We start from the raw sequence: 17650 nt of genomic DNA, 5'->3' as shown, positions 1-17650 counted from the left end.
ATGTATTATGTTAAAAGATTTTACCATCGCAAACATGCTGGATATGACCCAGACCATCGCAGGAGAGCTTTTCCAGGGGAAAACCTATCCGTGGGAAGTTCTTCCGGAGATTGGTGATTTCATTGTGAAATTGGGAAAAACATTGGATCCAGATGAATATGACTATCTGGAGGGGAATATCTGGATTGCGAAATCTGCCAAGGTTGCACCTACCGCCTGCATTAACGGACCAGCCATCATCGGCAAGAATACAGAAGTGCGCCACTGTGCATTTATCCGCGGCAAAGCTCTTGTAGGAGAGGGCTGTGTAGTGGGAAACTCCACAGAGCTTAAGAATGTAGTCCTTTTTAACAATGTGCAGGTTCCCCATTACAATTATGTAGGAGACGCTGTACTGGGTTACAAATCCCATATGGGTGCAGGTTCCATCTGCTCCAATGTAAAGTCAGACAAGAAACTGGTTGTTGTAAAAGACGGCGAGGAGAAGATTGAGACAGGACTTAAGAAGTTTGGTGCCATGCTGGCAGATCATGTAGAAGTTGGCTGTGGTTCGGTTCTGAATCCGGGAACTGTGATTGGAAGAAACACTAACATTTATCCGCTTTCTCCAGTACGTGGATGCGTTCCGGCAAACAGCATTTATAAGAATAAAGACGAGATTGTAACAAAGAATTAAACTAGAGCGTGTTTGAAAAAGGCTTTCTGCAAGATGTGCGTCACAATTTGTGGGAGATTTCGCCCGGATGAGGGCGCCGTAGCGGGCTACGGCAACCGAATTCGGGTGAAATCTCCCGCAAAGTGGGGCGTGCAGATTGCGGGAATGATTTTTCAAACAGGCTCTAGTATAATAAAATGGCTTGGCAGAAAATGAATTCTGTCAAGCCGTTTTTTCTGGACATGTCCATAAATAATTTTTATATCATAGCTGTTCTAAATTCCAAACCACATCTTGCGGATTACGGTCAGTATAGCAATATGTACCGGATAAAAAGCATAGAAGAGATATTTTACCCATTTCCCCTGAATAAATCCCCGTTTTTCATTGTACATATTCAAAGGAATAAAAGCAAAGCAAGCCTTCCATTCATAGATCAGCCAGTAGCTTCCAATAACTGCCTGTGCAGGTTTGTGCTGATGCAGCCAGTACATGATCAGGAGAAATACAAAGCCTTTATATCCGTAATCTGCTTTGAGAAAATAGGAGACTGCAAGAAGCAACAACATGCAGACAAGCTGCATGGAAGCATTTTTTTCAAAGTGTTCGACCAGGCAGAATGCAAGATATCCCAGAAATAAGGTGAAAAAAACGTTCTGCTTATCTGGATACAGCAGAGTGCCATTTTGTGCAAAATTCCATGGAATTTCTGAAATACAGGCGAAAATCAGAAGATTTCTTCCATATTTAAAGCGGTTGTGGGTGTGAAGAAACCCTTCCACAAGCAGGAAACAGAAAATAGGGAAAGCTGCACGCCCCACGTCACGCATTACCCGGTATAGGGAATAAGTGGTGCTGCCTATTTGAAACCAGGGCGCAATGGCTGGCGGGTAGTGACGCAGAAGGAAAGAAGCGGTATGGTCGATCAGCATAATCGCCATAGCCAGCATCTTCAGGGCACTTCCGCTTAGGATTCTCAGTTTTTCGGGCATAAAAGAAGTTGAAGTTTGCAATGACATATCTATGTAAGTCCTCCTGTTCTGAATATAGAGTATTGCTGGATACTTTTGGCTATGAAAGTTCCGGGCAGCAGCTGTGATCGGAATGTTCTTATGTAGTTTATCATGAAAATAAAATTTCTACAAGACAAGTCCAATAAATGGTACCGACAATTTTTTCGTAAATTTTGCAAAATATGACTAGACGAATGAAGAATTTTGTGAGAAAATAACACTAGGTTGTTAGGTCTTTAACAACGATTAAGTAATCAACACTGAAAGGAGTCTTAAAATGATTTACACTACTGAAGTTGAAAACATGTGCCCAGTAGCTAAGGGTGCAAAACATGAGCCAGCTCCGATCCCGGAAGAAGGCCAGTGGGTCCATGCAAAGAAAATTGAAGATATCTCTGGTTTTACACATGGTGTAGGCTGGTGTGCTCCTCAGCAGGGTGCCTGTAAACTGTCCTTAAATGTTAAGAATGGTGTAATCGAGGAAGCCCTTATTGAGACAATCGGATGCTCCGGTATGACACATTCTGCAGCTATGGCAGCAGAGGTTCTTCAGGGTAAGACAATTCTTGAAGCATTAAATACAGACCTTGTCTGTGATGCAATCAATACAGCAATGAGAGAACTGTTCCTTCAGATCGTTTACGGACGTACTCAGAGTGCTTTCTCTGATGACGGTCTTGCTGTTGGTGCAGGTCTTGAGGACCTTGGTAAAGGCCTTCGTTCCCAGGTTGGTACAATGTACGCTACCAAGGAAAAAGGAGTTCGTTACCTGGAAATGGCAGAGGGCTATGTAACAGGTATTGCTCTTGACGAAGACAACGAAGTAATCGGATATCAGTTCGTTTCTCTTGGAAAAATGACTGACTTTATCAAAAAAGGTGATGATCCTAACACTGCATGGGAGAAGGCAAAAGGTCAGTATGGCCGTGTAGCTGATGCTGTTAAGATTATTGACCCAAGAAAAGAGTAAGCCACAAGCGAAAGGAGACGAACAGAAATGGCATTATTTGAAGGATATGAGAGAAGAATTGCTCAGATCAATTCTGTATTAAATAGCTATGGAATCAGCTCTATCGAAGAAGCTGAGAAAATCACAAAAGACGCTGGTCTTGATGTATATGACCAGGTTAAGAAAATTCAGCCGATCTGCTTTGAGAATGCTGCATGGGCTTACACAGTAGGTGCTGCAATCGCGATCAAGAAAGGCTGCAAGAGAGCTGCTGACGCTGCTGCAGCTATCGGAGAAGGACTTCAGGCTTTCTGTATTCCTGGATCTGTTGCTGACCACAGAAAAGTAGGTCTTGGACATGGAAATCTTGGTAAAATGCTCCTTGAGGGAGAGACCGAGTGCTTCTGTTTCTTAGCAGGACATGAGTCTTTCGCAGCTGCTGAGGGTGCTATCGGTATCGCTGAGAAAGCAAACAAAGTACGTCAGAAACCATTACGTGTTATCCTGAACGGACTTGGAAAAGATGCTGCCCAGATCATTTCCCGTATCAACGGATTCACATTTGTTGAGACAAAATACGATTACAAAGAAGCTAAATTAAACGTAATCTATGAGAAGCCATATTCAAACGGACTTCGTGCTACTGTAAAATGCTACGGTGCAGATGATGTTCAGGAAGGTGTTGCTATCATGCATCACGAGAACGTTGGTGTTTCCATCACTGGTAACTCCACTAACCCGACTCGTTTCCAGCATCCGGTTGCAGGTACATACAAGAAAGAATGTATCGAGCAGGGTAAAAAATACTTCTCCGTTGCTTCCGGCGGTGGTACAGGACGTACTCTTCACCCAGACAACATGGCAGCAGGTCCTGCTTCCTACGGTATGACAGATACTATGGGACGTATGCACTCTGATGCACAGTTCGCTGGATCCTCTTCCGTACCGGCTCACGTTGAGATGATGGGTCTTATCGGAATGGGTAACAACCCGATGGTTGGTGCTACTGTTGCTGTAGCTGTTTCTGTTGAGGAAGCTGCTAAGGCTGGTAAGTTCTAATTCCATAAAGTGTAAAAGCGTTGAAAATGCCGTAAACTCAAGAGTTTACGGCATTTTTTTAGTTTTCGGAAATTTGCTCAAAACAGTATGAAAACACATGAAAAAATGACGGTAGCTAACAAGTAGCTAACAAGTAGCTAACAGACGTAGCTAACACGTAGCTAACAATTTTACCGCGAAAAAACAGCAGGACAATGCCTGCTGCTAATCATTTTGTTATCTTTTCCATTTCTCTTTTCAAATCTTCCACAGTACGGTGGGTATAAACTTTTTCTGTGATATCAGCGATTTCATGCCCAACGATCATTTTCAAAATGTATTCATTCATATCCACATCTTTGGCTTTTGTAATAAAAGTATGTCGGGTGTCATGAGGTTTGTGATCCATTCCAAGCCTGGACATGACTTTTTTGAAGCGTCCGCGATATTTATCATATGTAAGGTGAGTGCCTTGTTGGCCGTCTGGATCATTGAAAAGATAATCGCTTCCCATATTAACTGCATTTTCGTAATTTTTACGAACTAGATCAGCAACCAGTGGATGAATTGGAACTAGACGGTTACGGCCAGCATCGGTTTTCAGTCCGCCAGTATATGTCATGTTATCCAGATCCACATCTGCAATTTTCAGAACTGCCAGCTCCTGAGGACGCCAGCCGGAATAAATCCCGATCAGGATCATATCTGCAAATGGTATTTCAGGATGCTCTATAAGAGCTGTAATTTCCTGATCAGAGAAAGGAATGCGGACGATCTTCGGACGTTCTCGTTTCACACCATCGCATAAAGCAGCATAGTTTTTATCCACAAGATCATGTTTCATAGCCCATTTGTACATGAGATTAAAGAGGCTCTTCATTCGTCCTTTGGTGCTGGATCCAACATCAGCATCCTTGATAGCTCCCTCCAGATGCTCGACTCGGATATCTTTCATTCGCATATCATAAAGGGAAGAACAGTACTTGTAGGACGCAGTGATTGTTCGGATACTGGAGGGATTACCCAGAGTTGGAAAATACTTGTCCGACCATTTTTCGTATACTTCAGAAAAAGTTATTTTATTAGAATCCAGATCGTAAGGATTTTCATTGTATTGTACCAGGGCGGTCATAGCTTCCTGCCGGGTAGCAAAATATCCGATTACTTGCCTCTTCTGTTTGATTCGTTGTCCCTCCTCATCAAATTGCCATCCGAAGGTTTTTGCAGCTACCCATGGCCGCCGTCGTTTGCCAGATAGTTTATATATAGATCCGAATCCATTTGGAAGTTTCATAACATCACCTTTCTTCTAAAAAAGAGTATAAAAAATACACCTTTGCAGGTGTAAAGAAAAGTGCTATAATAATCTTGCTATGGAATGATTATAGCAGTTTTCTTTACACTGCAAATTATTCAACAGATCGCTCTGGTGCTGGTAACACTGGGGCGATTTTTATTTAGTTCATTTCAAGTTCTTTCATCAGCTCTTCCTGAGAAACAAATTCGTGACACTCAGGATTCTTACGGATTTCATCTAATAACATTAGATCGACTTCATCAGGCTCTATTTCCTCGATTTTATTATGCCAGTACTCAGGAGCATCAACATGATTATTCAACAGAAGTTTGCTTTCACGTAATGAGGCCTGGAGCATGATAATCACATCCTTTCAAAAAATGTGCCACTCTGGCGCAGGTAACACTGAGGCGGTTTTGTTTATAACGTAAAAGACCCCGTATTTCTACGAGGTCTTCACAATAATAACTTCAATCTTCTATTAATGCCCTGTAGGCGCAATTATACAAAACAATTGTTTTGTGAAGTTATTATAATTCAGTATATGCCTCATAGTCAAGACTTATTCATCAAAAATATAAAATTCTTTTATTTTTTTATTAATGCGAGACATTGTGTTCGCTGAAAGACGGATACCGGATAAGAAATCAGCCGCCTTTTTGGGAGTATAAATACGCATTTTGCTAATTGCAGTGATTTGCTCAATTTTCGCAATACTTCCTGTTTTCATATTTTCAATTTCAAATTTATCTCTTTCTAGCAAAAAGATTGTCTTTTCAAGCTCTCCTATTTGCTCTGTGAGATTATTCAAAGCATTTGTTACTTCTGCCGTTTGTTGAGACTCTGGTATTTTTGCAAAAACCTCATAGAGTGAACGAAATTCGCTTAATTTGGTTTTGGCATCAATCAGTTGTCGGCCAAATCTAGTAGATACAAGGCTATAAAATTCAGTACCAAGTGACAAATCACGCTCATGAACTGCCTTATTTGGCTTAATGGAAGATAAAGGGACAACCATGAGAGTATTAGCATTATGAGGATTTTTTTTATCCAATACAACAGCATAGTGCAAGCCCCCTAATTCGGCACCCACGCGAAAACCAAAATTAACACGAATAATATCGCCACGTGTATACGCCAATAGTTTTGATGGATTAAATTTTTCCTCAAAACGGATGAACTCGGCATAGCTCTGCAGCCAATAAGAAATTAAATCAGCTTTCTTCAAATGTTTATTAGAGGAATCATTGATTAACGCTTCAAGTATGTTGTTCATGGATCTTATGGCCTTCTTTTTGTTTTGGATAACATCCTCTTTGGTTATAGGACGAGACAATCGACCACCTCCTTAGGGTTAGATTTTATTAAAACGCCGAAGCAAATTAATCCCTCTGTTTATCGTATAATAAGTATAAAAGATAATGCTGAACGAACAAATGTTTGTGAAATATATTGCACTTCAAATATAAATGGTGTATATTAAAAACAAACAAACGTTCGAACAAACGAGAACGGAGGGGTTATACATATGATGAAGAATGATAAAGAAGAGTACAAGGGCAAAATAATTGAGTTGGTAAACTTGATTAAAGAAGAATCCGTTCTGAGGCGGATCTACTTAATAATAATTACCATGATAGGGGCCGACCATTGAGGTTGGCTCTTTTCTTATTCTATGCCCAGGCAAGCTTTCATAAATTCTTCGATATGTTTTAACTTCTCTGGAGAAGCTTCTGCAATAGCATTCAGCATATTTCTTGCCATTTGGTTTTCTGTTTTACTGAGCTTTCCAAGATTAATGGAATAGCGGTCATCCTCATCCATCTTAGTGAACATATTGTCATCCCCGCCTTCCCCAGTTCGGAGCCAAACTTCATTTACACCAAACTCCCGACAGATGGAGAGTACGTTAGCTTCAGTCAAACTATTGCGGCCAGTTTCGATTGCGCTCATAGTGTTCTTTTTTAAACCAATTTGCTCACCGAATTTTTCGAGAGTAAGTTGACGGGCTTTCCGAACCTTTTTGACACGTTCGCCTTGCGTCATCATTATTTCCTCCTTTCTTATGAATCCAATATAGCACCCTCTGATTACAAAGTCAATAAAAAAGTTCATTAAATAGACAAATAAATATTGACAAAAACCATTTAATGCACTATCATGTCTATGTAAGGAACAAATGAAAGCGAGGTGAGAAGACATGGAAGGTAAAAAAAGCACTGTCAGACCAAATGGCACTGACAGTGCAAGAGTTATACAAGTAATTGAAACAAAAAGTAATAGAGGGAAAGGAACACTGGATGATCTATCCAGACAGGTTGTACAGTATTGGAGCCTGGAAGGTCAATTGTTAGCTGAAAGAGATTCGCATACAACTAAGAACGAGCAACCGGCGGATGTTTGATCATGTATTTGACTTCTATTTGAGATAAGAAGATCTCCATATATTTTTTTAGAAGCACAAAATCATGCTCTGGGTATTTTCTTTTGTAATGAGTGTAATCATTGCCAAGGATACGGACAACATCGGCAGTATTAACAAGATCTGCTTGCTGAAGGTATGTAGCAATAGCGTTACAAAGGGATTGTTTAGCAACGGTTTCAGCGGGTTCTCCAAGTTCTTGTATTGCATAATCTTTTACCAAAATTTCAAGCGAGGAACGGAAACCTATAGCAGCTAATTCGAAATTTTGATTGTATTCAGCTTGCAATGCCTGGTTGTACATGTCAATAAAACGTTCTGATATAGCGGCTAAATTTTCGTTTTTGTATGGCTCAATTTGAGTAGAAGGATACATACAGACCATTGGAGCATCATCTGTATTTGTTCCAGGGTTTTCGCAGGCGAAAAAGAAAAATTTATGACAGGCAGTGCATTCACAAACAGATGTGAGCAAACGGCCATCATTGAAAGAATAATAATTATTTTCTTTCACAATAGCGTCAGTTCCAAAACCACAATGCGGACAGATTGCAGGCTTTTGATATTTAAACGAAAAGGAAGAGTAGAAGGAAGATGCAGATTTAGTAATGAATTTCATAAAAACCTCCTTAGGTAAGATTTAGGCATGCCAGTACCTAATAATCTAAGAATAAGAAAAAAGAGAAAAAAGTCAATGCTACATTTATAACCAACATGAGAAAGAGAGGCGAGAGAATGAAAGTTAAAACAATCCCAGAAATCAACATGACAGATAATCCTTTAGACAACATTATTAAAATGGCTCCTTATTTGGATGAAGGAAGTCAGCGAACTGTGTTCGGGATGATGTTGGAAGCGGTTATGAGTATAAAAGATGATGGAAAGAAAGCTGGATAAAGAAGCAACTATACTGTATTCAAACGAAAAAGAAAGCGAGGTGAGAAAGAAATGAAATTATTTGGATTTAGAATTAATGCAGGAGAAATCAAAGATGTCAGAGAAATAGAGAAAACATTAGAGAACATTGAAGAAAAGAAAAATAAAATAATAGATCTTGCAGGACAGCTTAGTACTCTGACAGAAATTAAATTCAAATATTCAGCAGATGGGAGTATTGAAAAGAAATTTGAGGTAGATGGATTTGAAATGGATAAGATCTTGGGAAATATGAGAGTAGCTCAGATGCAAATTGTAGATAGCTATAAAAGTCTGGAAGCACTTGGCATGATAGAAATTACCCCTGCTCCAAAGAACAGGGGAAAGACACTACTTGGAAAAAGCATCCAAGAGTTCTTTAGCTAGTTGCGCAATGTCGGATCTGAGTTTTTGAAGATCAGACTTGGTAGCAGGTGCGTTGCCATCATAGACGGCAGAAAGAGAAGCTTCAGTAAAGTGTTCTATAGATTTAAGCGCTTGTTTTTTATCCATGGTAGCTTGCTCCTTTCATAATACTCAGGCATGCCAGTGCCCTGTACCTAAAGAATAGGAGAGAATAAAAAGAAAGTCAAGTTTGACAGAAAGGTAGGCGAAAAATATGACCAAAGAAAAGAAAGAGCGTATCACAGTAATCGTACAGAATCTGAAACAGATGGATATTGTAAGTCTTAAGTTGATGGAGAATAACTCAGAACTCCTGAGAGCCAGAGATGCAATGGAAGTAGAAACCCAGAAAGCAGGATAACAGAAGCGAGGTGAAAAGATGGAAAGTGACCGAGACAGGAGATTTGCACTTGAAGGATTTGTAAGATATCACGATGACAGAATCTGGAAGCAGACGCAAAAGCTTGTCAGAGAAGAAAAAGAAGCAATAACCAAAATGGCAGTTACCCTTACTGCAATAAGAATAACTGCCATGCTGCTTATCTCTTGGTTTGCGCTTCATAAGTTTTCAAGACAGTAGAAGCAACTTCATGTACTGCATTGACAAGTTCATCCTTGGAAAGTTCGTCAGCGGAGGAGTGATAGATTTCGTTGATCATTTCGTGACTGAACAGATCAATGACTTCGTGAATTGTCATATAAAGAATTCCTTTCATAATACTCGGGCATGCCAGTGCCCTGTACCTAAAGAATAGGAGAAAAGAAATAAAAAGTCAATGTAATTGGAAAAGTAACAGGGAAGCGAGGTATGAGATGGGATTTATGCTTGCAGAAAAACAGAACTATGAAATATGTGAAGCAATAATTGAGATGTTCCATAAAAAAGAAATATCTGTAGAGCAATCCTATGCGATTTTAGATTATGTAAAAAGAAAAATCGCACAGGACACAAAAGTTGGTGAATTAGTCAAAATTAGCTACGAAGATTTTTTATAGCTTCAGAAACAGCCTGGAATGAAGCTACAAACAATTTCATTAGTAATTTCAATAATCGCATTAGTTTTGGCTATAGCGAAAGCTGCTGGTTAAAAGTGATGGGAAGAAAAGGATGGTGTAAAGATGGAACATATAAAAATCGTATGCAAAATACCTCATGAGATAGCACTGCAGGATGGCTTCTTGAGCAAACTCATTAGAAAAATGGAGAGACAGGTGAAAAACACCAGAAAGAGCATTCATATGACAATCGAAATCACATGGGGGCAGCAGGATCAATCAGAGGTTATTTCAAATGTACCGATTACGGATTTATCAATGGAATAATAAGAAAGCAGGATGCGAAAAATGAACACAGGAAAAATATTGACAACTGAAGCTGCTGCAATTCTCAACACGTCCCCGCAGTTTGTACGTGTTGCGATGCAGCAGGGAAAACTGCCGATTGGAATAGCGATTAAGATGTCCACCAAGTGGACTTATAACATCTCTGGAAAGCTTCTGACAGAATACAGCGGAAAAGATGTTGAAAAAGAGCTGGAACAGATCAGAAAAAAGAAAGTTATGTAAACTAAAGAAAAGAGCCGATGCAAGGGGCGCATCGACTCAGGTCCATATGTAATCAACCAATTACATAATATCATTGGGCCACTAAAAAGTCAAGAATGTAAGAAAAATCAGGGGTGAAATTCCCCTGTTTAGTACTCGATTAAGATATTAAACTTAGGAGCCTTTTGGTATGAAAACAAAGCGTAAAACCTGGTATCTGCAGAAGAAGGATATCCTGTATGTGGAAGAGAATCATGATGGCAAGTATGGAGCTAAGGGGAAGGAGAGACTGCCTAAGAGAAAGCTCACTCCTGAAGATGTTCAGAGAGTAAACGCCTGGAATAAATCCAAGAGGGCAAGACTCAGACTGATGGAATATTTTTCACCAGGTGATCTGTGGGTGACATTTACATACAAGCCAGAGAACAGACCTCCAGATATGGACACTGCCAAGAAGCAGTTTTTGAAAATGATGGACAAGCTAAGAAAGATTTACAGGAAAAAAGGCAGGGTGCTCTTCTGGATCCGGAACATTGAGCGGGGGACGAAGGGAGCCTGGCATATACATTGTATTATCAACGATATTGGAAATACGGCAAGTCTTGTTGAAAGGGCTTGGCCCTATGGTGGAGTATATGTAACTCAGATCAGGAAGAGTAAGTGCCCGGAAGAGGATTTCCAGAAGCTGGCTGATTACATCACCAAGGATGAGAAAACCAGGGAAAAGAAAAAAGACGGAACCCTGGCAAAGCCCAGACTTAGTGAAGCAAACTACAGCCATTCCAGGAACATGCCGCTTCCAGAGCCAAAGCCAGAGGAGCTGAAACGTTGGCCTAAGAAAGTGAAGCCTAAGAAAGGCTACTACATAGCAGAGCTCTTTGAGGGGAAAAATCCGGTAACTGGGTACAATTACCGCCATTACACATTGATCAGATTGAACAGACGAATTTAAAGAAAGGGGGAATCAAGCTGTGAAAGTCAATATTTATCTGGAAACAGATAAACAGTGCCAGGCAAGAGTTCGGCGCAGATACGGATATGTAATAGAAGCCGTGTACGCTGGCAGGACTGAGACCAGAGAAGGTTTCGGAAATAGTAGTAGTACATATCATCAGTGTAACTTACAGGCACTTATAGAAGCCCTTTCGAGATTTCGTTCTACATGTGAGATTTGCATATATACCAGAGATACCTTCGTGACATCCAGAGTATTGAGAATCTCAGATCTGGCAGCAGATGCCTTTAAAGATACAAAGGGAAAAGATATCAAAAATGCAGATGAATGGAAAAAGGTGTATGAAGTAATTAACCGGTTGAAATTGAAAGTTTCTTCGTTGGCCGGAGTACATTCATATTCGCAATGGCTCCAGGAGGAGATGATAAAACGTGGAAACTAAAGAATTGTGGGGAAAAGGATGGAGTCTGCGCACAGAACAGGATCCAAGGGCAATGACATATCTTGGAACAATAACAAAAGCAGGTATGCATTTTCACTATTACAGAGATGATGATGGAGAAATCTATTTTGATAATGAACCGGAAGGTGGGAAGCCTGATTGGATGGAAAGAGCAGACAGAAAATTGAGAAATAGGGCACATAAGAAAAAATAAAAAGAAAAGAGGAAGAGTATGAGAACAATTGCAGTGATTAATTTAAAGGGTGGCGTGGCCAAGACCGTTACCACCAATAGTGTTGCCTATATTCTGGCAAGCCAGGGGAATAAAGTGCTTATTGTGGATAACGATAAGCAGGGAGATGCATCGAGAGGATTGAACTGCAGAACACAGGATGGAGAAGGAATAGATCGGATCATGACCGCAAGACACCCGGAAGACTGGATGAAAAAACTGATCAGACATACGGAATTCCATAACATGGATGTATTGCCGGCAAATATGCGTCTTTTGATGGCTAACCAGGAAGTAATGTTCGATCAGACACGACCGCAGCAGTATAGGATAAAAAATGCACTGGCATGTGTGGCTGATCAGTATGATTTCTGCATAATTGACAATGCACCGGATATCAACGTATCAACGATCAATGCTCTGACAGCCTGTGATGATGTTTTGATTCCGGTAGAAATTGATGATAACACAACGGAAGGGCTTCCGGAATTGGTGAATCAGATTGGTTATACAAAAGAGGAACTGAACCCAGAATTGAAAAATTACTGGGTCTTTATCACAAAATATGACAAAAACAACCTTGCACAGGCACAGGGAACAGAAATGATAGAGGCAGCAGGATATCCAATGCTTAAGACGAAGATAAGATATTCCAGAAAAGTATCAGAGAGTACTTATGCAAGAAAACCTATCCCTTTGTATTCCGCGCGTTCTTTAGCCGCAAAAGATTATGAATGCCTGGTGAAAGAGTATCTGGTGGCAGCAGGAGTTATGATGGACAAATGGACGGAAGGGAGGGAAGCCTGATGGCATTCAATCTGGCCGACATGGTAAATAATCGTAAAAAGTCCACGGAGACTGAGAATATCAGTGATACAGTGTATCGGGATGTGTTTGAACTGGAGCCGTCGAAAGATAATTTCTATTCCACAGATCCGGAGAAACTGCAGGGATTGAAGAACTCAATTCTTTTATTCGGGGTTATGCAGGACGTTCTGATTGAGGACGTGGATGGTAAAGACAGGATCATATCAGGGCACTGTAGGACAATGTGCTGCAGGATGCTGGTGGAAGAGGGGCATGAAGAGTTCCGGAAGATTAACTGTAAATATACCAAAGTGAATCTGAATACAGAAAAGTTCCCAGAAGATAAAGATGGAAAAGTGGAACAGCTGATCAATAAGCTGGGAATCATCCAGGCGAACCGGTTCCGTGAAAAAAGTGACTGGGAGAAAATGCAGGAGGCGCTTATCACAGAAGAGGTAATTAAGGAGCTTCGTGATCTGGTTGACCTGCAGGGAACAACCAGAAGCATGGTACAGGCAACTCTTGGAACATCGGGGACACAGTTAGAAAGATATCATGCAATCCAGAAAAAATTAAGTCAGGAGTTCATGCAAGAGTTTCGAAATGGAAACATCAATATATCTGTGGCAAGGGAACTGACAGATCTGGATGAAAAACACCAGGATGAGGCTCTGGGGTTGTACAAAAAGAATGAAACAATTACGCTACCAGAGGTTAAAGCTTTGAAAGAAAAACAGGAAGTAGGACGTCAGATTCCTGGACAGCTGACACTTGATGAAGTAATTGGACGAAGAAGACCGCCGGAAGATGGAACGGTAATTGATGTTGACATTCAGATCGAACGATTCTTTGAAAGCTTAAAGAAATCAACAACAGAACGAATCCAGAAGAGGGATAAGAACATGTCCATTTATATGCTCAGCATTATATACAATGATGTGCGGATTAGAAATGGATATTTGAATTATCAGGGAAAATCAAATGGAATCCTGTTTAATCCTGGTAGTGGGGATGAAAAGTTGATTACATGGCAGCAGTTGGCTGAAACGCTGATAGAGAAGTATGGAAAGAAACAAAAAGCGGTGAAGCTTGCACCTATGCCAGAACCACAAAAAGAATGTCCATACTATGATGCAAATGAAGTATTTCTGCCGGACATAGCAAGGATGATAAATGTATTCCTGGAAAATGCATATAAAGGCATGGGACCAGGTAATACAAGGCGTTTCAGAGTAATGGGAACGGAATTCGCTGCAGTGCAAAGACCAAAGGAAGATGATTTCGTATTTTACGATGAACAGGGCGAAAAAGTCTGCTACGTATCAAGAGAACGCATGGCAGCAGAATATCAAAAACGGATAGTACCGGAAGATTCTGTTATTGAAGAATCAGATATGTCCGATTCGGACAACTGCGAACGCTGCGAAAACGCAGCGGAAAACAAGAAAATAGTGGACGAAAAGCAGCAGATAATAGAACTGATACCGGAAGCTTGGCCACCGGAGCTTAAAGATATTCCGGTTCCATCAATGATTGCAATGGATGATATTCTGCAAGATGCCGAAGAAGAGTTGAAAAACTATCTTTCAGTGGCTGATCAGGGAATTCCGGGAAAAACGATATTGAAATATCAGCTCATTGCCGGTGGGCTCAGAATGATCAAGAATCTGGTGAGAGATTGTCTGGATGATGAAAATATAGATGACGGAAAGAGCGTCATGGAGCAGTTGCCACTTCCGGTGATGAGAAATAATGATCAGAGAAAAGAATGGCTGAGAAATTATAAGGATTGGGGTCTTTGGTATACAGATGAACATATTGGCGTCAGATACTACAAATATGATTTTGCAAATGGTGCAAGACTTATTGCAGAAGAATATGGTCGGGATACTGTTCATAGCCAGTGGGTATCAGATTATACAGAATCATATTACATGCATTTGATCGGAGGACCTGAACCGGAAAGAAAATCAGGAATACCTAAATGGACACAGCATGGAAGATACAATAAATTCCCAAATAGTGAAAGCGAATTGGTTGAATTCTTAAAGGAAGTACAGAGGGAAAGCAAATGAACAGGGCAGAAATGAGACGTAAGGCCAGAGAACAGGAAAATAGAACATATAAGACTTGCAAGGATAATGATAATGGGCTGTGTGATCGGAAGAGCATACTGGTAGAAGATGATTACAGCTGCAGAAAATGGCAGCCTGACTGGAAAGAACGGTGAGTGTGAAGAATATGAGACTGATTGATGCTGAGCTGTTTAAAAAGCAGGTAGCAGCGATGACAATAAGGAATGGGTATATACCTGAGAAAGCTAATGCTTTGTGCGAATTAATTGACAGCCAGCCGACAGCTTTTGATGTGGGCAAGGTTGTGAAGCAGTTAGATAAAGCGAGTGATTATTATGAGTTTGATGAACAAGGGAAAGAACATGTTCAAATGATTAATCTTACAGAAGCACTTGAAATCGTGAAAGGTGTGGAATTGAATGAGAGAAATATGAAAGGAAAGAAAAATGAAAGAGGGTAATTTGGTATTTGATATTAATGGAGAATTTATTACAGAGATTACAAGGGAGTGGTTTTACACAGGCGAGAAAAGCTATGAGACTGTAATGAAAATTCTGATGGACAGCATGACCGGAACAGATACACCGGAGGCACAGATCAGAAGATATGCAGAGGACATTCTGCTCGGCCGCGCCGCTCTGAAGGGAAGTACGACAGCAGGTACATATCATCTCGGAATATACGAACCGGGAGAAGAAGAACAGATGCCACGGAGCATGAACATCTGGAAAGAAATCGAAAGGCGGAAGAAAGCAGAGGAGAACCTGCGGCGCATGGTCGAACGATGGGACGTAGCAATGGGCCACATGTCGGAAAGCACACAAAGAGCAATACGAAAGGAACTTGGAGAAGAGACTGCGGAGGATAGACAGCAGGATGCGCTCGACAGTTTCATGGCACGAATGATGGATAAAGAAGATCACATCACAGAGGACTATGGATGGTTAGAACCGAACGGAACTTTTCATGGAGTGGAATGGGGAGCGCATCAGGATTGGGCGCAGAATTATATGAACGAAAAATTCCCGGAGGAAGCAATGGACGGAGATATTGACTTGCAGACAAAATGTAATGTTGGTCTGATTGGAGCAGGAGACTGGCTCGTCGAAAGAGGGTGGGTTCTCTTACACAATCCGAGCCAGGGAATTGCTTATCCGACAAAGAATTCGGTCAGAGAGTACACAAAAGCGCAGAAAGAGTTCCTGTACGATTATTACATGGAAAGAGGATGCAAAGAGGAGGCGAACGCAATATGGAAGGAGAGAGCTAAGAGATGAACAAAGTAATTTTAATGGGACGTTTAACAAGAGATCCAGAGGTGAGATACACCTCAGGGGAAAATTCATTGGCAATTGCCAGATACACGCTGGCAGTAGATAGAAAAATCAGAAAAGATGGAGATGCAACAGCAGACTTCATTCCTTGTGTAGTATTTGGCAGATCTGCCGAGTTCGTGGAGAAATACTTCCGAAAAGGATTGAAGATTACAATCGCAGGTCGTATTCAGACCGGAAGTTATACCAACCGTGATGGACAGAAAGTTTATACGACAGAGGTTGTTGTAGAAGAACAGGAATTTGCAGAAAGCAAAGGCTCTGGATCTGGCAGCAGTCAGCAGAATGTTCCACAACAATCACCAGATGTGGGACCTGATGGTTTCATGAATATCCCGGATGGAATTGAAGAGGAACTGCCATTTAGTTAATGTCCGACTCGGACAAGATGAAAGAAGGAAAAATATGAACGGACTTAAATTTCCAAAAGAAGAAACGAAGAAAAAAAGGATGTCCCATCCGGCCAGCATTCTCGGAAGCCGAAAAGGAAGATGTTACATGTGCAGCAGGTGTGGCCAGACTCAAGAACATCACATATTTGGTGGTCCGAATCGGACACTATCAGAGAAATATGGATTAAAAGTATATTTGTGCCTGGAATGCCATGCGACAGGTAAACATGCTGTGCATAGGGATAAAGCGGTAATGGATGAACTTCACAGACAGGGACAGGAAGCTTTTGAGAGCCAGATTGGTAGCAGGGAACAGTTCCGGAAGATCTTCGGGAGAAACTGGCTATGAGCGCAAGAAAAAAGCTGTATGAGATTACAACAATAGAGGGAGAAGTAGTTGAACCATCAATATCAATACAAGAAGCCTCAAAGTTTCTTGGAAGGACGGTTGACAGTCTATATCTTGCAGCCATGGAAGGCCGAAAAGTAGCGGGAAAATACCGGATCGGACCGGTGGATGTAGAGCTTAGTAAAGAGAAGGATCGAAAACTACTATTGGAGTATGATCTGACCAGGCTGCAGATTATAAAGAGAGCTAGAAGTGGTAAAGCAAAACAAGTGGAGGACGATTTGTACCCCGCTTCAGGAAAGGGACAGATATGAATAAAAGAATCCGAAAAAAGAAATATAAAGAGCTTTGGCATGAGAATCCGCCCAAATGGTTGAAATTATTGAAGTGCAGAATAACACGCTATAAGCCAAAGGGAAATCCATACAACCTTAATTTTTCCTTTGAAATTCCAAAAACAGAGGTGGAGAAACTCAATCAAATACTTCTGGGAATTGAGAGAAAACAAGCATATAAGGAAAACACAGATAATCTTGTAAATACAACCAGGATATTGTCAGAATGGAGGAAACAGAACTGTGAAAATTAGAACTCAAAGTGGTCAATTGGTAGACATAACTGGGAAAGTAACTACGACAGTCCGCCTGCCAGATGGATCCTTTCAGATCCTGCTACATACTAAGGACAAAAAGGAAGGAGATATTCTTGGTGGATACAGTACAGAAGCCAAAGCAGTCCATGTACTCTGCGGAATCCAGGTGGCAGTCCGGCATCCGGAGAAGATCAGAATATTTGTAATGCCTGCTGATGAAGAGGTGAAATAGT

31 protein-coding genes and 2 pseudogenes are annotated in these 17650 nt (G+C 40.9%); 24 read left to right on the top strand and 9 right to left on the bottom strand.

What is annotated here, in order from left to right; genetic code table 11:
- Positions 1-7 precede the first annotated feature (7 nt).
- Positions 8-427 (top strand): annotated as a pseudogene (locus AB5706_RS23130) (LbetaH domain-containing protein); the annotation flags it as partial.
- 18 nt (positions 428-445) lie between these two features.
- Here AB5706_RS23130 and AB5706_RS12015 read toward each other — a convergent pair.
- A pseudogene (locus AB5706_RS12015) lies at positions 446-772 on the bottom strand (DUF6783 domain-containing protein); the annotation flags it as partial.
- Between AB5706_RS12015 and AB5706_RS12010 the strand changes: the two are divergent.
- Positions 689-871, top strand: coding sequence for a DUF6783 domain-containing protein (locus AB5706_RS12010; RefSeq protein ID WP_373131805.1), 183 nt, complete (start codon positions 689-691; stop codon positions 869-871). The pseudogene AB5706_RS12015 and the gene AB5706_RS12010 overlap by 84 nt on opposite strands.
- Positions 872-930: 59 nt before the next feature.
- Here the strand turns inward: AB5706_RS12010 and AB5706_RS12005 are convergent, their stop codons facing one another.
- The gene (locus AB5706_RS12005) at positions 931-1674 is read right to left on the bottom strand and encodes a TraX family protein (protein WP_173771050.1); all 744 of its coding nucleotides are present in this window, start codon (positions 1672-1674) and stop codon (positions 931-933) included.
- A 271-nt stretch (positions 1675-1945) separates the two neighbouring features.
- Between AB5706_RS12005 and AB5706_RS12000 the strand changes: the two genes are divergently transcribed.
- Both AB5706_RS12000 and AB5706_RS11995 read left to right on the top strand, forming a co-directional pair.
- A complete protein-coding gene (locus AB5706_RS12000; protein WP_118581434.1) occupies positions 1946-2638 on the top strand; it encodes an iron-sulfur cluster assembly scaffold protein in 693 nt (230 codons plus the stop codon).
- 27 nt (positions 2639-2665) lie between these two features.
- Positions 2666-3676, top strand: coding sequence for a GGGtGRT protein (locus AB5706_RS11995; RefSeq protein WP_368366112.1), 1011 nt, complete (start codon positions 2666-2668; stop codon positions 3674-3676).
- Positions 3677-3884: 208 nt separating this feature from the next.
- Here the strand turns inward: AB5706_RS11995 and AB5706_RS11990 are convergent, their stop codons facing one another.
- From AB5706_RS11990 to AB5706_RS11980, 3 genes are all read right to left on the bottom strand, one after another.
- Positions 3885-4949 (bottom strand): tyrosine-type recombinase/integrase, encoded by a 1065-nt coding sequence (locus AB5706_RS11990; RefSeq protein ID WP_173771049.1) that lies wholly within the window; start codon positions 4947-4949, stop codon positions 3885-3887.
- Between the two features lie 163 nt (positions 4950-5112).
- Positions 5113-5310, bottom strand: coding sequence for a hypothetical protein (locus AB5706_RS11985; RefSeq protein WP_173771048.1), 198 nt, complete (start codon positions 5308-5310; stop codon positions 5113-5115).
- A gap of 204 nt (positions 5311-5514) precedes the next feature.
- Positions 5515-6228, bottom strand: coding sequence for a type II toxin-antitoxin system PemK/MazF family toxin (locus AB5706_RS11980; protein ID WP_368366111.1), 714 nt, complete (start codon positions 6226-6228; stop codon positions 5515-5517).
- Positions 6229-6480: 252 nt separating this feature from the next.
- Here AB5706_RS11980 and AB5706_RS11975 point away from each other — a divergent pair, with 252 nt between their 5' ends.
- The gene (locus AB5706_RS11975) at positions 6481-6606 is read left to right on the top strand and encodes a hypothetical protein (RefSeq protein ID WP_255610567.1); all 126 of its coding nucleotides are present in this window, start codon (positions 6481-6483) and stop codon (positions 6604-6606) included.
- Between the two features lie 14 nt (positions 6607-6620).
- Here AB5706_RS11975 and AB5706_RS11970 read toward each other — a convergent pair whose 3' ends face one another.
- Together AB5706_RS11970 and AB5706_RS11965 are read right to left on the bottom strand one after the other, a co-directional pair.
- Positions 6621-7001: a helix-turn-helix domain-containing protein gene (locus AB5706_RS11970; protein WP_243881927.1), complete on the bottom strand. Its 381-nt coding sequence runs from the start codon at positions 6999-7001 to the stop codon at positions 6621-6623.
- 326 nt (positions 7002-7327) lie between these two features.
- The gene (locus AB5706_RS11965; RefSeq protein WP_313720404.1) at positions 7328-7993 is read right to left on the bottom strand and encodes a DUF4145 domain-containing protein; all 666 of its coding nucleotides are present in this window, start codon (positions 7991-7993) and stop codon (positions 7328-7330) included.
- Positions 7994-8109: 116 nt separating this feature from the next.
- Between AB5706_RS11965 and AB5706_RS11960 the strand changes: the two genes are divergently transcribed.
- Both AB5706_RS11960 and AB5706_RS11955 read left to right on the top strand, forming a co-directional pair.
- Complete coding sequence (locus AB5706_RS11960; protein ID WP_173718580.1) at positions 8110-8271, top strand: hypothetical protein; 162 nt, start codon at positions 8110-8112, stop codon at positions 8269-8271.
- 51 nt (positions 8272-8322) lie between these two features.
- Positions 8323-8676, top strand: a complete 354-nt coding sequence (locus AB5706_RS11955; protein WP_173718579.1) for a hypothetical protein — start codon at positions 8323-8325, stop codon at positions 8674-8676.
- On the opposite strand, the gene AB5706_RS11950 is transcribed toward AB5706_RS11955, so the two are convergent.
- Positions 8641-8802 carry a hypothetical protein gene (locus tag AB5706_RS11950; RefSeq protein WP_173718578.1) on the bottom strand — a complete coding sequence of 54 codons (162 nt, stop codon included), beginning with the start codon at positions 8800-8802 and terminating at the stop codon, positions 8641-8643. The genes AB5706_RS11955 and AB5706_RS11950 overlap by 36 nt on opposite strands.
- Before the next feature lie 106 nt (positions 8803-8908).
- Here AB5706_RS11950 and AB5706_RS11945 point away from each other — a divergent pair, with 106 nt between their 5' ends.
- The gene (locus AB5706_RS11945; RefSeq protein ID WP_173771043.1) at positions 8909-9055 is read left to right on the top strand and encodes a hypothetical protein; all 147 of its coding nucleotides are present in this window, start codon (positions 8909-8911) and stop codon (positions 9053-9055) included.
- Positions 9056-9233: 178 nt separating this feature from the next.
- Here the strand turns inward: AB5706_RS11945 and AB5706_RS11940 are convergent, their stop codons facing one another.
- On the bottom strand, positions 9234-9392 hold the full coding sequence (locus AB5706_RS11940; RefSeq protein WP_173771042.1) for a hypothetical protein: 159 nt from the start codon (positions 9390-9392) through the stop codon (positions 9234-9236).
- Between the two features lie 115 nt (positions 9393-9507).
- Between AB5706_RS11940 and AB5706_RS11935 the strand changes: the two genes are divergently transcribed.
- The 16 genes from AB5706_RS11935 to AB5706_RS11860 all read left to right on the top strand — a co-directional run bounded on the left by AB5706_RS11935 (position 9508) and on the right by AB5706_RS11860 (position 17649).
- Positions 9508-9690, top strand: a complete 183-nt coding sequence (locus AB5706_RS11935; RefSeq protein WP_173771041.1) for a hypothetical protein — start codon at positions 9508-9510, stop codon at positions 9688-9690.
- Positions 9691-9813: 123 nt separating this feature from the next.
- Positions 9814-10017, top strand: a complete 204-nt coding sequence (locus AB5706_RS11930) for a hypothetical protein (protein ID WP_173771040.1) — start codon at positions 9814-9816, stop codon at positions 10015-10017.
- Between the two features lie 21 nt (positions 10018-10038).
- Complete coding sequence (locus tag AB5706_RS11925; RefSeq protein ID WP_173718572.1) at positions 10039-10260, top strand: hypothetical protein; 222 nt, start codon at positions 10039-10041, stop codon at positions 10258-10260.
- Between the two features lie 169 nt (positions 10261-10429).
- On the top strand, positions 10430-11191 hold the full coding sequence (locus AB5706_RS11920; RefSeq protein ID WP_173773938.1) for a rolling circle replication-associated protein: 762 nt from the start codon (positions 10430-10432) through the stop codon (positions 11189-11191).
- 19 nt (positions 11192-11210) lie between these two features.
- The gene (locus AB5706_RS11915; protein WP_173773937.1) at positions 11211-11636 is read left to right on the top strand and encodes an RNase H family protein; all 426 of its coding nucleotides are present in this window, start codon (positions 11211-11213) and stop codon (positions 11634-11636) included.
- A complete protein-coding gene (locus AB5706_RS11910) occupies positions 11626-11850 on the top strand; it encodes a hypothetical protein (protein ID WP_173773936.1) in 225 nt (74 codons plus the stop codon). The genes AB5706_RS11915 and AB5706_RS11910 overlap by 11 nt, the downstream gene beginning before the upstream one ends.
- Positions 11851-11868: 18 nt before the next feature.
- Complete coding sequence (locus AB5706_RS11905) at positions 11869-12675, top strand: ParA family protein (protein WP_173771035.1); 807 nt, start codon at positions 11869-11871, stop codon at positions 12673-12675.
- Positions 12675-14750, top strand: a complete 2076-nt coding sequence (locus tag AB5706_RS11900) for a ParB/RepB/Spo0J family partition protein (protein ID WP_368366110.1) — start codon at positions 12675-12677, stop codon at positions 14748-14750. The genes AB5706_RS11905 and AB5706_RS11900 overlap by 1 nt, the downstream gene beginning before the upstream one ends.
- Positions 14747-14905: a hypothetical protein gene (locus AB5706_RS11895; protein WP_368366109.1), complete on the top strand. Its 159-nt coding sequence runs from the start codon at positions 14747-14749 to the stop codon at positions 14903-14905. Before AB5706_RS11900 ends, AB5706_RS11895 begins: the two co-directional genes overlap by 4 nt.
- An 11-nt stretch (positions 14906-14916) precedes the next feature.
- Positions 14917-15210 carry a hypothetical protein gene (locus AB5706_RS11890; RefSeq protein ID WP_173771032.1) on the top strand — a complete coding sequence of 98 codons (294 nt, stop codon included), beginning with the start codon at positions 14917-14919 and terminating at the stop codon, positions 15208-15210.
- Entirely contained in the window at positions 15197-16027 is an 831-nt protein-coding gene (locus AB5706_RS11885) for a hypothetical protein (RefSeq protein WP_173771031.1), read from the top strand. Before AB5706_RS11890 ends, AB5706_RS11885 begins: the two co-directional genes overlap by 14 nt.
- A complete protein-coding gene (locus AB5706_RS11880; RefSeq protein WP_173771030.1) occupies positions 16024-16455 on the top strand; it encodes a single-stranded DNA-binding protein in 432 nt (143 codons plus the stop codon). The genes AB5706_RS11885 and AB5706_RS11880 overlap by 4 nt, the downstream gene beginning before the upstream one ends.
- 34 nt (positions 16456-16489) lie before the next feature.
- The gene (locus tag AB5706_RS11875; RefSeq protein ID WP_368366108.1) at positions 16490-16825 is read left to right on the top strand and encodes a hypothetical protein; all 336 of its coding nucleotides are present in this window, start codon (positions 16490-16492) and stop codon (positions 16823-16825) included.
- Positions 16822-17139 (top strand): hypothetical protein, encoded by a 318-nt coding sequence (locus AB5706_RS11870; protein WP_173771028.1) that lies wholly within the window; start codon positions 16822-16824, stop codon positions 17137-17139. Before AB5706_RS11875 ends, AB5706_RS11870 begins: the two co-directional genes overlap by 4 nt.
- Positions 17136-17414 carry a hypothetical protein gene (locus AB5706_RS11865; protein WP_173771027.1) on the top strand — a complete coding sequence of 93 codons (279 nt, stop codon included), beginning with the start codon at positions 17136-17138 and terminating at the stop codon, positions 17412-17414. Before AB5706_RS11870 ends, AB5706_RS11865 begins: the two co-directional genes overlap by 4 nt.
- A complete protein-coding gene (locus AB5706_RS11860; protein ID WP_173771026.1) occupies positions 17404-17649 on the top strand; it encodes a hypothetical protein in 246 nt (81 codons plus the stop codon). Before AB5706_RS11865 ends, AB5706_RS11860 begins: the two co-directional genes overlap by 11 nt.
- The last annotated feature ends 1 nt before the right edge of the window (position 17650 follow it).

Origin of the sequence: Ruminococcus sp. RTP21484sp1_RTP21277st1_D2_RTP21277_210401, assembly GCF_040924225.1 — a bacterium.
Classification (GTDB): Bacteria; Bacillota; Clostridia; order Lachnospirales; family Lachnospiraceae; genus Blautia_A; species Blautia_A faecis.
This window is presented reverse-complemented; position numbering and strand designations above follow the sequence as displayed.